We start from the raw sequence: 14,137 nt of genomic DNA, 5'->3' as shown, positions 1-14,137 counted from the left end.
AATTAATGCTTTTCTATTACTTTAACTTCTACAGCTCCTGTATTCTTGAAAAAAGAAACTAATTCCTCTTCATTATTATTCACTGCAACTTCCATTAAAAAATGATCATCTGTTGTTCTAACATCTGGATTTTCAGCTTTTTTGAAAGGCCATATTTTACTTCTCATATAAAAAGTAACTACCATTAAATGCGCTGCAAAAAACACAGTCATTTCAAACATAATAGGTACAAATGCAGGCATATTTTGAATGAAACTAAAACTTGGTTTACCTCCGATATCCTGAGGCCAATCTTGAATCATTATATAATTCATCATTGTTGTTGCTACTGTTATACCAACACAACCGTACATGAAAGCACAAATAGCTAATCTTGTTGGAGCAAGCCCCATCGCTTTATCCAAACCGTGAACCGGAAATGGAGTAAAAACTTCTTCAATATGATGATGAGCTGCTCTGGTTTGTTTAACCGCATCCATCAATATATCATCGTCATTATAAATGGCGTATATTACTTTATTACTCATGATGTGAATCTTTATTTGCTTCTCTTTCTCTTTTGTAATTATCTCCTGTTCCTTTTAATATTGTTTTCACCTCTGCTTGAGCTATAACTGGGAAAGTTCTAGAATATAACAAAAATAATACAAAGAAGAAACCTATTGTTCCAATGAAAATTCCAATATCAACAAACGTAGGAGAAAACATAGTCCATGAAGATGGTAAATAATCTCTATGTAAAGAAGTAACAATAATTACAAATCTTTCAAACCACATACCTATGTTTACAACAATAGATATGATAAAAGAAAACATAATACTTGTTCTTAATTTTTTAAACCACATAAACTGAGGTGAAAAAACATTACATGTCATCATCGACCAGTAAGCCCACCAGTAAGGTCCAGTAGCTCTATTCAAGAAGGCGTATTGTTCATACTCAACTCCTGAATACCATGCGATAAACAGCTCAGTTATATAAGCAACCCCGACTATAGAACCCGTAATCATAATTACGATATTCATCAACTCAATATGCTGTATAGTAATGTAAGCTTCAAGATTAGAAACTTTTCTCATGATAATAAGCAAAGTATTTACCATTGCAAATCCTGAAAAAACTGCTCCTGCAACAAAGTAAGGAGGGAAAATAGTAGTATGCCATCCTGGTATAACAGAAGTAGCAAAGTCCATCGATACAATAGTATGTACAGAAAGTACAAGTGGAGTTGCTAAGCCTGCAAGAACCAAAGATACTTCTTCAAAACGTTGCCAGTCTTTAGCTCTACCACTCCATCCAAAACTCAAGATAGAATATATCTTTTTATTAAAAGGAGTTATTGCTCTATCTCTAAGCATTGCAAAATCGGGTAATAAACCAGTCCACCAAAAAACAAGCGATACTGATAAGTAAGTTGATATTGCAAATACATCCCAAAGTAATGGAGAGTTAAAATTCACCCATAGTGAGCCAAATTGATTTGGAATTGGCAATACCCAATAGGCCAACCAAGGGCGACCCATGTGAATAATTGGAAATAAACCTGCTTGAATAACAGAAAAGATTGTCATAGCTTCTGCAGAACGGTTAATTGCCATTCTCCATCGTTGACGGAATAATAATAGAACTGCAGATATTAATGTTCCTGCGTGACCAATACCTACCCACCAAACGAAGTTCGTGATATCCCATGCCCATCCAACAGTTTTATTTAATCCCCATGTTCCTATACCTGTAGACACGGTGTAAATTATACAGCTCACTCCCCAAAGGAAGGCTATTAATGCGATTGTAAATACAATCCACCAATGCTTGTTAGCTTTTCCTTCAACAGGTGCAGCTATGTCTACTGTTACGTCGTGATAAGATTTATCACCTATAACTAAGGGTTTTCTAATGGTTGCTTCGTAGTGAGACGACATAATACTTTATATTGTTTCTTAATTAATAATTTTTTGTACTAGGTATTTCTAACTTTAACGTGATAGATAACATTAGGTTTTGTCCCAACATGCTCTAATAAATGATACATTCTATCATCAGCAGCTAATTTAGCAATTTGACTTTCTGTATCATTAACATCTCCAAAAGCCATTGCTCCAGTAGAACAAGCATTTGAACACGCCGTTTGAAATTCTCCATCAACAATAGCTCTACCTTCTCTCTTCGCACTTAAAATTGTCGCTTGTGTCATTTGAATACACATTGAACATTTTTCCATTACTCCACGAGAACGAACATTTACATCTGGATTTAAAACCATACGTCCTAAATCATCATTCATATGATAATCAAATTCACTGTTTTTGTTATACAAGAACCAGTTAAAACGACGTACTTTATAAGGACAGTTATTAGCACAATAACGAGTACCAACACATCTATTATAAGCCATCATGTTTTGACCTTGACGACCATGAGAAGTCGCAGCAACAGGACAAACTGTTTCACAAGGTGCGTGATTACAATGTTGACACATTACAGGTTGAAAAGAAACTTGAGGATTATCTCCTGCTTTTTCCATTTCATTAAAAGTAGACAAAGAACTAGACAAACCAGCTATATTCTCTTTTCTTTCATTATCACCTGCAAAAGTACTTTCAGAAGAGTAATATCTATCGATACGCAACCAGTGCATATCACGACTTCTTCTTACTTCAGACTTACCTACAACTGGCACATTATTCTCAGCGTGACATGCTATTACACAAGCCCCACATCCAGTACAAGCATTTAAATCAATTGAAAGATTAAAATGATGTCCAACTGAACGATCAAATGAATCCCATAAATCAACTTTTGTAGCCTCTACTTCTTCATGGTCTAAAGATACCATAGGTACTTCATTCCAAAATTTAGCATCTTTAGTATTGAAGATTTCCAAGGTAGTTTCCTTGATGATATCCCCTCTACCCATTAATGTTTTTTGACCTTGAACACAAGCAAACTCATGTTCTCCATTAGCTTTAACTAAACTAACAGATTGTACATCATTAAAACCTTTATATAAAGCGTAAGCATTTAAACCTACTTGCATTTCTTCTTTCAAAGCCGCTTTACGACCATAACCTAATGCCAATCCAATAGTTCCTACAGCTTGACCTGGCTGAACAATAACTGGCACATTATCTAATTTTAAACCGTCAGCAGTAGTAATTGTAGCATAACTACCATTCAAACCACCATTAGCAACGATTTCATTAGTCATCAACAATTGTTTTGCATCTGCATTAGAAACAGTAACATAATTATCCCATGACACTCTTGTAATTGGATCAGGAAACTCTTGTAACCAAGGGTTATTAGCCTGTTGCCCATCACCCATACCTGTTTTAGTATACAGTACCAATTCAAATCCAGCACCAGCTTTTGATTTTGCTAAAGCATTTGCAGCAGCAGAATAATCAGCAGAACCTCCAGATAAAGATTGAGAATCTCCAACATAAACACCATCATGCAACACTTTATTCCAAGAAGCACCTGCAATAACTGAAGCAGAAGTTGCTTTTAAGTAATCGTAATAAGTACCTGACATTCCATTCAAAGACATTAAAACATCTTGAAATTGTTTTGTATCAAATAAAGGACGAATTGTTGGTTGCGTTAAACTATAAGTTCCTTTTGTCAAACTTAAATCACCCCATGATTCCAAATAATGAGGAACTGGCATAGCAATAGTAGTTACAGAAGCAGTTTCATCTTCTTTCAAAGATAAAGAAACTGACGTTTTAACTTTCTTAAGACCTTCAGCGAATAAACCTGAATCGGCCAAAGTATATATTGGGTTAACACCACTCATTATTAAGGTATGAACACTACCCGCATTCATGTCACTTACTAACTGAGCCACTTTTTCATTAGACCCTTTTCTAATTTGTCTTGTTCCAGAAGTTATAAAAGCTTCACTTGATAAAGCTTGATTAATTGCTAAAACTAACAATTGAGCATTTTTATCTTGAATACCAGAAACTAAAACTCCATTTGACCCAGCAGCTTTCAACTGTTGAGCCGCTTTACTAACTTCAGCTTTAAATTTATCATCTAAATTTACCGCTACAGAAGAACCAGTAATAACATTATATATATGTACTAACGCTTGTTTTTGATTTGCAGTTGACATAGCCAAACGCTTATCAGCAGCAGCACCAGACAAAGTCATATTAGCTTCTAATTGAAAGTGACGAGACATTTTTCCACTTTTAGGAATCCTACCTTGTGCATAACTAGAATCATATCCTCCACCTTGCCAATCTCCTAAGAAATCCGCACCAACAGAAACAATTAGCGATGATTTTGAAAAATCATAATCAACTAAAGCTCTTTCACCATAAACGGACTCAAAAGCATCTAAAGCTTCAGATGAAGAAACAGCATCATAAACCACATGCTTAGCAGTAGGATTTAACGCAATAAATTCTCCAATTAATTTTTCAGTGGACGGGCTAGCTAAAGTATTAGTTAACAATACTACCTGACTACCATTTGCTTTAGCTTCAGCCAAACTTGCTTTTATATCTGCATCAACTGCAGACCAAGTAGCACTTTTACCTTTTGACTTAGGCTCTTTCAAACGCATACTATCATATAAAGATAATATAGACGCATGAATTCTAGCATTAGCAGCAAATTTAGCTCCTGAAATAGTATTATTATCTATTTTAATAGGACGCCCTTCACGTGTTTTAACAAGTAGATTTGCAAAATCAAAACCATCAAAAACAGAAGTAGCATAATAATCAGCTACTCCAGGAATGATTTGCTCTGGCTGCAATACATAAGGAATCGACTTGTTCACAGGACCTTCGCATGCCGCAAGCGTGGCTGCAGCAGTACTAAACCCAACGTACTTTAAAAAATCACGACGTGATGTTGAAGAAGATGACATTGCATCATTATTTCCTAAAAAATCTTCAGTAGGAATTTCTTCAACAAATTCGTTATTTCTAAGCGTCTCAACAATAGAACTATTTTCTAGTTCCTCAACACTTTTCCAGTATTTTTTGTTTGATGACATTGTATATAAATATTAAAATCTTAATAATTTGATTAATAGTGGCATTTACCGCATTCTAAACCTCCCATTTGAGCTGCAGTCAATTTGTCTACACCATATTTTTTAGAAAGTTCTTTGTGAATTTTAGTATAATAGTCGTTTCCTTCCATTTTAACATCGGTTTTTCTATGGCAATTAATACACCATCCCATCGTTAATGGAGCGAACTGTTTTTGAATTTCGTAAGTTTCAACTGGACCGTGACAAGTTTGACATTCAATTCCAGCAACAGTAACGTGTTGTGAGTGATTGAAATAAACGAAGTCAGGCAAGTTATGAATACGAACCCATTTAACTGGCTGTGTTTTACCAGTATAAGATTGTGTTGCTTTATCCCAACCCACAGCAGTATACAATTTTTGGATTTGCTCATCATAAAATGCTTTACTGTACTCAGGAGTAGCAGTAGATTCAGCAACTTCAGAAATGTTTTTATGACAATTCATACAAACATTCAAAGAAGGAATTCCAGAATTTTTACTCACTCTAGCTGCAGAGTGACAATATTTACAATTTATCTCGTTATCACCAGCATGAATTCTGTGTGAATAATGAATTGGCTGTATTGGCTCATATCCTTGATCAACTCCTACCTGCATTAAAAATCCATAAACAAAGTACCCACTGGCCAATAATAAAAATATTGAAGTAATAAGCACTAAAAATTGATTTTTAACAAATGCCTTCCATATAGGCGTAGTTGGTGTTTTAGGAGCTACTTCAATTCCATTTGATTTTGCTACCTTAGTTAAAACATTGTTCACCAAGAACAACATCACAACTAACATAAGCATCACAAGAGCCAAAGCACCTAAGATTATATTATTAGAAACACCACTTTGATCAGCCGATCCCGCAACAGCAGTTCCTGGTACAGGAGCCGGTGCCTCAGCCTTAACTTCAGAAGTATAAGCTATTATATTATCAATATCTCCAGTTGCTAATTGTGGAAATGCAGTCATTACTGACTTATTATTATCCGCAAAAAGTTTAACAGCTGCAGCATCTCCTGATTTAATAAGTTCTGAGCTATTGTGAACCCACTTGTAAATCCAAGCCATTTCGTGCTTACCAGCAACCCCTCTTAAAGCAGGACCTGTTGATTTTGCATCAAGCTTATGACACGCAGCACAATTTGAATTAAAAAGCTCTTTACCCTTTACTGGGTCACCACCTTGTGTAGCTACTGGTGCTTCCGTTGCTGCCGCAGGTGCAACAACTTGCGCAAATGAAGTTAAGGAAAAAGTTAGCATTAAAGCTAAGCTATAAAATAATTTCCTTGAAGTCGAATTATGGTTACCCACCTTTTTCATAAAGTATAATGATTATCTACTAAAAATTGGCACAATTTTTTCTATATAGACTTATAGAAAACTGTTCCTTTATTTTAAAACTTCGACAAAAATACGACTTATGAACTATTCTCAAAACCTTAAAATAGTCTTAATTTCAATTTATATTAATTCTAAATAATATTTATGTTTTACAATCATTCAATAAATAGTATTTTTGCTTAAAAACCATCACGTTATGAGAATTTTAACAACTTCAAAATTCATTTTCTTTACAATAGCCCTTAGTATTTCAACAAGTAAATTAATGGCACAAGATCAAAACATTAACATTCGCCAAGATCCAAAGTTTGAACAATTATTGATTGAAAAGAGAAAAACAAACAGTTCATCAGCTGTTAATGAGCGCTATAAAATCCAAATTTTTAGTGGAGAAAGTGAAAAAGCAAAAAAAGCACTTAATGACTGCAAACAAGAATTTAGAGACTTAGACGGTACAATAGTGTTTAATACCCCAAATTACAAAGTGTGGATTGGAGATTTCAGGACTCGCATTGAAGCAGAAAAGTATTTAGTAGAAATTAAGAAAAAATACGATAATGTCCTTTTAATAAAACCACAGAAATAAATTCTAAACAGAAAAAAAATAATTTTAATATAAAAAGCAACTCCTTTTACGAGTTGCTTTTGTGCTTTTTGACTTATTTAATATGCCCTTGATGATAATTTGAATTAAATATTGCTCACGTTAGATAGATTGAGACTGCTTTTTTTAGAAACTTGGTAAATACCCATAGTAACGATTGACTATAACCAGGAGAACGCTTTCAGAACTCATTATACATGCACGGTCCTTTTAAATCACTTATCATTATTTTATATTTTTATTACCAAGGACATTTCTCAATAGTATAAAAAAGCATTTATTTAGTCCGTGCAATGAATTAAATACATTGTATCATTTAATTCGATGATCTCTAGGTTCAGGTACAAAAACGAGAACTTGTCATTACCAAATTACCAACCAATAAATAACCAAATTATTTTCTAAATCGATTGCATATCCTCTACTAAATCCATCTTTCCATTCATTAGGCATATACCAAGTTCCGTGATGAAATTTTTCAGAACAACATTGTTTAGGCTCGGCTTCAATTAAATATATTGCATATGATTTGTTCAACAAATTATACCTATCCCCATCAAAATCACTTACTTTATAAAAATTCGGTATTGGAACTGCACTTTGGTGTTCTATTTGTGCTTTAAATTGTTCATGATTTTTAGTGATGCTTAATATATTTGAATCTCTGAGGTATTTATTTACAATATAATATGATGAATCTGAATATTTAATTTTGCGAGAAACCGAGATTAATGAATCAACCATTGATTTGGATTCTTTCTGCCTAACAATTAATTGCGAAGGTGAATACATTGACAAATAATTATGATGAATCTGATAATCGGATTTTATTTCCTTTTCATTTGGGAAATGTCTTGTCAGTCCCTTTGGGTATTCTCTTAAGAATTGTAAATAGCCTAATTTCAATTTCTGCTCCTGAGCAGATTTATCTTGGCAGGATAATACAAAAATGAAAGACAAAAACACTAAATATAATTTCAATTTATTCATAACTATTTTTTTAAACCTCAAAAAACTAGGCTTTGCAATCCGTAGCAACAAAAAAAATAAAAGCCTAAAACAAATCTAATCCAAAAAAATCTAAACCCTCAAAATACATAAACACTTAAAAACAAAAAAATCCCGATTGCTCGGGATTTTTTAACAAATATATTGAAAATTCTATTTCAATTTTTTCTTGATCGCTACCTCATGGTACGCTTCAATAACATCTCTTTCTTCAATGTCGTTGTATCCTTTAATTTGAATACCACAGTCATACCCTTTAGCTACTTCTTTCACATCGTCTTTGAAACGTTTCAGTGCAATAAGCTCTCCTGTATGAACAACAACTCCTTCACGGATAACTCTAATTTTAGAGCTTCTAGCTATTTTACCGTCCATAACCATACAACCTGCAATAGATCCTACTTTAGAAATTTTAAATATCTCTCTAATTTCAGCAGTACCTAGAATTTCTTCTTTCATTTCAGGAGCTAACATTCCTTCCATTGCATCTTTCAAGTCATCAATAGCTGCGTAGATAATTGAGTAGTAACGGATATCGATTTCTTCTTTATCAGCCAGTTGTCTCGCATTTCCTGCAGGACGAACATTAAATCCAATAATAATCGCATCTGAAGCAGAAGCCAACATAACGTCAGTCTCCGTAATTGCTCCAACTCCTTTATGTATAATGTTAATTTGAATTTCTTCAGTCGATAATTTAGAGAACGAATCAGATAATGCTTCAACAGAACCATCAACATCTCCTTTAAGGATTACGTTCAATTCTTTAAATTGACCTAAAGCAATACGACGTCCAATTTCATCAAGTGTAATATGACGTTGTGTACGTACGGATTGTTCACGCATTAATTGAGAACGTTTAGAAGCAATTTGTTTCGCTTCTTTTTCATCTTCAAAAATATTAAACTTATCTCCTGCAGTAGCTGCACCATCTAAACCTAATACTGAAACTGGTGTTGAAGGACCTGCTACAGTAACGATATTTCCTCTTTCATCATGCATAGCTTTAATTTTACCATGATGTTTTCCAGCTAACATATAATCTCCCACTTTCAACGTTCCGTGTTGAACTAAAATTGTAGAAACATATCCTTTCCCTTTGTCCAAGAATGCCTCAACAACAGTTCCTTGAGCAGCCTTATTAGGATTAGATTTTAAATCTAAAACTTCCGCTTCTAATAAAACTTTTTCTAATAATTCTTTAACTCCGGTTCCCACTTTTGCAGAAATATCATGAGATTGGTATTTACCACCCCAATCCTCAACAAGTAAATTCATACCTGCTAATTTCTCTTTAATTTTTTCAGGATTAGCATTTGGCTTATCCACTTTATTAATTGCAAATATAATTGGCACACCAGCCGCTTGAGCGTGACTGATTGCTTCTTTAGTTTGCGGCATGATATCATCATCTGCTGCAATTACAATAATTGCAATATCTGTAACTTGAGCTCCACGTGCACGCATTGCGGTAAACGCTTCGTGACCTGGTGTATCAAGGAATGCTATTTTTTGTCCGTTATCTAAAGTTACTCCGTAGGCACCAATGTGTTGTGTAATTCCTCCAGACTCTCCTGCAATAACATTTTCTTTACGAATATAATCCAGTAAAGATGTTTTACCGTGATCGACGTGACCCATTACCGTAACAATAGGCGCTCTAAACACTAGGTCTTCTTCTTTATCTTCAACAACTTCAATTGCTTCTTCAATATCAACAGTTATGAATTCAACTTCATAACCAAATTCATCAGCAACAATAGTTAATGTTTCTGCATCCAAACGTTGATTCATGGTAACCATGATTCCAAGCGACATACATGTTCCAATAACCTTAGTAATTGGCACATCCATCATTATCGCAATTTCACCAACGGTAACAAATTCAGTAACCTTAATAGTTTTACTACCTTCGTCTATTGCTCTTTGCTCCTCATCCGATTTTTGACGGTGCGTATCTCTTTTGTCTCTTCTGTATTTCGCTGCTTTAGATTTACCTCCTTTTTTACCTTGAAGTTTTTCTAAAGTCTCACGAATTTGATTTTTAACTTCCTCTTCTGTTGGCTCAACTTTAGCTACAATAGCTGGTCTATTCCCTTTAACAAATCCAGGTCTAGAACTTCTATTTGCATTAAAACCACCCCCACCAGTATTTGGTGTAATTTTGTTTGGGTTTGGCGCACCAGGAACTCCAGGAGGTCTAGGTGTTCCAGGTTTTGGAGCAATTCTTTTACGCTTATTTTTATTTGCACCAGCAGCTCCTGGAGCACCAGGCTTATTAGGTGTAATTTTAGGCTCTTCTTTTTTCTTTTTTGGCTTATTAAATTGAGACAAGTCAATTGTTTGACCAGTTAATTTAGTACCAGATAATTTTTGATACTGCGTTGTGATTGCCTCTTCAACAGGAGCTTCATCAGTTTTAGGAACGACTTTTGCTTCAGGAACAATTGCCTTAGCAACCACTTTCTTAACATTTTCTTTTTTCTCTTCCTTTATTGCCTCTTTTACTTCAACAGTAGGTTTTACTTCTTTTTTGTCTGAAACAAGATTTTCCTGTACTGGTTCTTTTTCAACTGGTTTTTCAACTGGAACTATTGCTTTTGGAGCCTCTGTTTTTTCAACTTCCGCTTTTACTGGAGCAACTACTTTTTTAGGATTAAGATCTATCTTCCCAACTTGAACAGGACCGGTAACTACAGCTCTCGCTTTTATCACTTCTTGTTGTTGTTTCAGAACTTCATCGTCATGCTTGCGTTTATCTTCAATTTCTTTTTCTCGCTCCACACGCAATGCCTCTTTCTCTTTTCTTTTCTCTTCTCCTACTTCTTTCGAAGCTTCTTTTTTCCCTCTGTCACCTGCAAATTGACCGCACAAGACATTGTACACATCATCAGAAATTTTTGTGTTTGGATTTGCTTCAATAGCAATCCCTTTATCTTTTAGATAATCCACAGCTCTTTCCAAAGAAATGTTCAATTCCCTTAAAACTTTGTTTATTCTAATAATTCTCTCTTCAGACATAAAACCTTTTTATTATTACCTTTTTTGTTATTCCTCACTTTACTCCCAACTAGGCACTTATTGACCAAGAAAATTATAAAGTGGCATGTTTATCGTTGAAGATACATTGACTAACTGTCAAATTCTTCTTTCAATATTCTCATTACATCTAGAATCGTTTCCTCTTCTAGGTCAGTTCTTCTTACCAAATCCTCTACATCTTGTTTTAAAATACTTTTTGCAGTATCCAATCCAATTTTTGCAAATTCTTCTATTACCCACTCTTCAATTTCATCCGAAAACTCAGTTAATTCAACATCATCTTCATCAGCAGTTGCTCCAGCTACATCACCTTCACGAATCACATCTAATTCATAACCTGTCAATAAACCTGCTAATCTAATATTGTGTCCACCTCTACCAATTGCTTTAGAAACTTCTTCCAATTTCAAAAACACTTCAGCTCTTTTAGTTTCTTCATTAATTTTAATTGAAGATACTTTGGCTGGACTTAATGCTCTTGTAATATATAATTGTATGTTACTTGTAAAATTAATAACATCTATATTTTCATTTCCTAATTCACGAACAATACCGTGAATACGTGATCCTTTCATCCCAACACAAGCTCCTACAGGATCAATTCTATCATCATAAGAATCAACAGCTACTTTTGCTTTTTCACCAGGAATTCGCACTACATTTTTAACCATTATCAATCCGTCAAACACTTCAGGAATTTCTTGTTCAAATAATTTCTCTAAAAACTTCTCAGAAGTTCTAGACATAATAATTTGAGGTTTGTTTCCTTTCAGCTCAACGCTTTCAATGATACCACGAACATTATCTCCTTTACGGAAAAAATCGGATGGGATTTGTTTTTCTTTTGGCAAAACAATTTCATTCCCTTCGTCATCAACTAAAATAACAACTCTAGGTCTTACATGATGCACTTCGGCAGTATAAATTTCACCAATTAAATCTTTAAATTGCTTGTAAAGATTCGTGTTGTCATGTTCATGAATTTTAGAAATTAAGTTTTGGCGTAAAGCCAAAATTGCTCTTCTTCCTAAGTCAATTAACTTCACTTCTTCAGAAACTTCTTCTCCAATTTCAAAATCTTCTTCTATTTTTCTAGCTTCAGTAAGTGTAATTTCTTCGTTTTCAAAATCTAAATCTTCGTCAGCAACGATCACCCTTCTTCTCCAAATTTCCATATCTCCTTTATCAGGATTTATAATAATATCGAAATTATCGTCTGAACCGTATTTTTTCTTCAATGCATTTCTAAATACATCTTCCAAAATTGCCATAAGCGTTACACGATCAATAAGTTTATCATCTTTAAACTCTGAGAATGAATCGATTAATGCTAAATTTTCCATGCGAATTCTTTAATTAAAATGTTACTGTAACAATTGCTTCTTTTATGTCTACATAAGGTATCTCAAGTCTTTTTTGAACTGTCTCCTTACCTTTTCCAATTTTTTTAGGTTCTCTTGCTTTCCACGACAAAATTACAAAATCATCATTAGCTTCCACCAATTCTGCCTCTATATTTTCTGTTCCCGTTTTAACAATCAACATTCTACCTATGTTTTTCTTGTATTGTCTTATCAATTTTAAAGGTGATCCAACTCCTACTGACGCTACTTCCAGAGAGTAATCTTGCTCTTCTCTATCTAAATTAGCATCGATAAAACGACTCACATCAATACAATCTTGAAGAGCCACACCATTGTCTCCATCTAAGTTCACAATTACTTTAAAAGCATCCGTAATAATTAAATCAATTAAGAAGATAGAGGGCTTATCCACAAGACCTTCCGCTAACAATGTATTTACTTTTTCTTTAAATGTCATATTTTTTATAAAAAGAGGGGACATTTAGTCCCCTCATTATCTAGATTTTAATAAATAACGGTGCAAATATAGTGTTTTTTTTATAAACCAAAATAATTGATTGCTGTTAAAATATTTCTTATCTTTATTGGAGCATTTAAATAAAGGTTTTCTGAATAATTAATTCTATAAATTATGAAACGAATTCTAGTTCCTATCGATTTTTCAGCTCATTCTGAAAACGCTTTAAAAGTAGCTGCTCAAATTGCAAAAAAAAATAATAGCGAAATCCATTTGCTTCACATGTTAGAAATTCCAACTCAAATGAACGATGCTATTACTGGAGCAACAGGCATCCCAGAAGTCATGTTATTTATTAAAAAAGCCAATGAAACGTTACAAAAATTTAAAGAAAAAAACTACCTAAACGGCATACAAGTTACTGAGCAAGTGAAATTTGAAAGAGCTTTCGAAGGCATTCTTTCTTATAACAAAAAAAACAACCCTGACTTAATCGTCATGGGATCACATGGCGTTTCGGGCATCGAAGAAATTCTAGTTGGATCTAATACTGAAAAAGTAGTTCGCCTTTCAGATACCCCTGTTTTAGTAATTAAAAAAAGCATCCCTGAATTTAAATCTGCTGATTTTGTTTTCGCTTCTGATTTTTCAAAAGAAATAAAAAAACCATTTAAAAAAATGATTGAGTTTACTAATCTTTTTGATGCAAATTTACACTTAGTCATGATTTGCACCCCTAATAGTTTTAAAACTACTGAACTTTCAGAGAAAATAATGAATGACTTTTTAGCTGAATTCGATATTAAAAACTATTCAACGCATATTTACAATGATGTTAACATTGAAAAAGGGATCCTTAATTTTTCAAGAAAAATAGATGCTGACTTAATAGGCTTGTGCACACATGGCAGAACAGGATTATCACATTTCTTTTCAGGAAGCGTATCCGAAGATTTAGTAAACCATGCTATTAAACCCGTAATAACATTTAAAATTTAGCCAAAAAAAATCATAACTGACTAAATAAAATCATTTCTCACTCTAAATTTAATCCAAAAAAAAAGCCTCTCAAAAATTGAGAGGCTTTATGTTGGTCTACAAGGACTCGAACCTTGAACGACTGCACCAAAAACAGTTGTGTTACCATTACACCATAGACCATCATTGCTGTTAAGCGAGTGCAAATTTATAATAAAATTTAGTTTGCGCAAACTTTTTTAGAGTTTTTATCAAAAAAATTTACGTCAGAAACCAATAAAATTAAGCAAAACCTT

General features: G+C 33.7%; 10 protein-coding genes and 1 tRNA gene. 2 read left to right on the top strand and 9 right to left on the bottom strand.

Annotated features, from left to right (window positions below):
- Positions 1-2: 2 nt before the first annotated feature.
- Genes AB3G39_RS04330 through AB3G39_RS04315 form a run of 4 tightly spaced genes read right to left on the bottom strand, consistent with a single transcriptional unit; the run spans position 3 to position 6,367 of the window.
- Entirely contained in the window at positions 3-527 is a 525-nt protein-coding gene (locus AB3G39_RS04330; RefSeq protein ID WP_367755414.1) for a DUF3341 domain-containing protein, read from the bottom strand.
- A complete protein-coding gene (gene nrfD / locus AB3G39_RS04325) occupies positions 520-1,923 on the bottom strand; it encodes an NrfD/PsrC family molybdoenzyme membrane anchor subunit (RefSeq protein WP_367772192.1) in 1,404 nt (467 codons plus the stop codon). Before nrfD ends, AB3G39_RS04330 begins: the two co-directional genes overlap by 8 nt.
- 38 nt (positions 1,924-1,961) lie before the next feature.
- On the bottom strand, positions 1,962-5,015 hold the full coding sequence (locus AB3G39_RS04320; protein ID WP_367772194.1) for a TAT-variant-translocated molybdopterin oxidoreductase: 3,054 nt from the start codon (positions 5,013-5,015) through the stop codon (positions 1,962-1,964).
- A gap of 32 nt (positions 5,016-5,047) precedes the next feature.
- On the bottom strand, positions 5,048-6,367 hold the full coding sequence (locus tag AB3G39_RS04315; RefSeq protein ID WP_367755420.1) for a cytochrome c3 family protein: 1,320 nt from the start codon (positions 6,365-6,367) through the stop codon (positions 5,048-5,050).
- 217 nt (positions 6,368-6,584) lie between these two features.
- On the opposite strand from AB3G39_RS04315, the gene AB3G39_RS04310 reads away from it, so the two are divergent.
- The gene (locus AB3G39_RS04310; protein ID WP_367772198.1) at positions 6,585-6,974 is read left to right on the top strand and encodes an SPOR domain-containing protein; all 390 of its coding nucleotides are present in this window, start codon (positions 6,585-6,587) and stop codon (positions 6,972-6,974) included.
- 381 nt (positions 6,975-7,355) lie between these two features.
- Here AB3G39_RS04310 and AB3G39_RS04305 read toward each other — a convergent pair whose 3' ends face one another.
- From AB3G39_RS04305 to rimP, 4 genes are all read right to left on the bottom strand, one after another.
- On the bottom strand, positions 7,356-7,982 hold the full coding sequence (locus tag AB3G39_RS04305; RefSeq protein WP_369766099.1) for a hypothetical protein: 627 nt from the start codon (positions 7,980-7,982) through the stop codon (positions 7,356-7,358).
- Between the two features lie 171 nt (positions 7,983-8,153).
- On the bottom strand, positions 8,154-11,021 hold the full coding sequence (gene infB / locus AB3G39_RS04300; protein ID WP_367755426.1) for a translation initiation factor IF-2: 2,868 nt from the start codon (positions 11,019-11,021) through the stop codon (positions 8,154-8,156).
- Positions 11,022-11,131: 110 nt separating this feature from the next.
- Entirely contained in the window at positions 11,132-12,385 is a 1,254-nt protein-coding gene (gene nusA, locus AB3G39_RS04295; protein WP_367755428.1) for a transcription termination factor NusA, read from the bottom strand.
- Positions 12,386-12,398: 13 nt separating this feature from the next.
- Positions 12,399-12,863, bottom strand: coding sequence for a ribosome assembly cofactor RimP (gene rimP, locus AB3G39_RS04290; RefSeq protein ID WP_367757989.1), 465 nt, complete (start codon positions 12,861-12,863; stop codon positions 12,399-12,401).
- A gap of 174 nt (positions 12,864-13,037) precedes the next feature.
- Between rimP and AB3G39_RS04285 the strand changes: the two genes are divergently transcribed.
- On the top strand, positions 13,038-13,862 hold the full coding sequence (locus tag AB3G39_RS04285; RefSeq protein WP_367772201.1) for a universal stress protein: 825 nt from the start codon (positions 13,038-13,040) through the stop codon (positions 13,860-13,862).
- Between the two features lie 91 nt (positions 13,863-13,953).
- Here AB3G39_RS04285 and AB3G39_RS04280 read toward each other — a convergent pair.
- Positions 13,954-14,024: transfer RNA gene (locus AB3G39_RS04280), tRNA-Gln, on the bottom strand.
- Positions 14,025-14,137 lie beyond the last annotated feature (113 nt).

This window comes from Flavobacterium sp. WC2416 (assembly GCF_041200095.1).
In the GTDB taxonomy this organism is placed as follows: domain Bacteria; phylum Bacteroidota; class Bacteroidia; order Flavobacteriales; family Flavobacteriaceae; genus Flavobacterium.
Note: the sequence above shows the minus strand (reverse complement) of the source record. Positions and strands in the feature narration are given on the sequence as shown.

What these genes read in the sequence shown, in the direction of transcription:
- AB3G39_RS04330 (WP_367755414.1), bottom strand. Translation starts at nt 527, where the DNA reads ATGAGTAATAAAGTAATATACGCCATTTATAATGACGATGATATATTG.
- nrfD (WP_367772192.1), bottom strand. Translation starts at nt 1,923, where the DNA reads ATGTCGTCTCACTACGAAGCAACCATTAGAAAACCCTTAGTTATAGGT.
- AB3G39_RS04320 (WP_367772194.1), bottom strand. Translation starts at nt 5,015, where the DNA reads ATGTCATCAAACAAAAAATACTGGAAAAGTGTTGAGGAACTAGAAAAT.
- AB3G39_RS04315 (WP_367755420.1), bottom strand. Translation starts at nt 6,367, where the DNA reads ATGAAAAAGGTGGGTAACCATAATTCGACTTCAAGGAAATTATTTTAT.
- AB3G39_RS04310 (WP_367772198.1), top strand. Translation starts at nt 6,585, where the DNA reads ATGAGAATTTTAACAACTTCAAAATTCATTTTCTTTACAATAGCCCTT.
- AB3G39_RS04305 (WP_369766099.1), bottom strand. Translation starts at nt 7,982, where the DNA reads ATGAATAAATTGAAATTATATTTAGTGTTTTTGTCTTTCATTTTTGTA.
- infB (WP_367755426.1), bottom strand. Translation starts at nt 11,021, where the DNA reads ATGTCTGAAGAGAGAATTATTAGAATAAACAAAGTTTTAAGGGAATTG.
- nusA (WP_367755428.1), bottom strand. Translation starts at nt 12,385, where the DNA reads ATGGAAAATTTAGCATTAATCGATTCATTCTCAGAGTTTAAAGATGAT.
- rimP (WP_367757989.1), bottom strand. Translation starts at nt 12,863, where the DNA reads ATGACATTTAAAGAAAAAGTAAATACATTGTTAGCGGAAGGTCTTGTG.
- AB3G39_RS04285 (WP_367772201.1), top strand. Translation starts at nt 13,038, where the DNA reads ATGAAACGAATTCTAGTTCCTATCGATTTTTCAGCTCATTCTGAAAAC.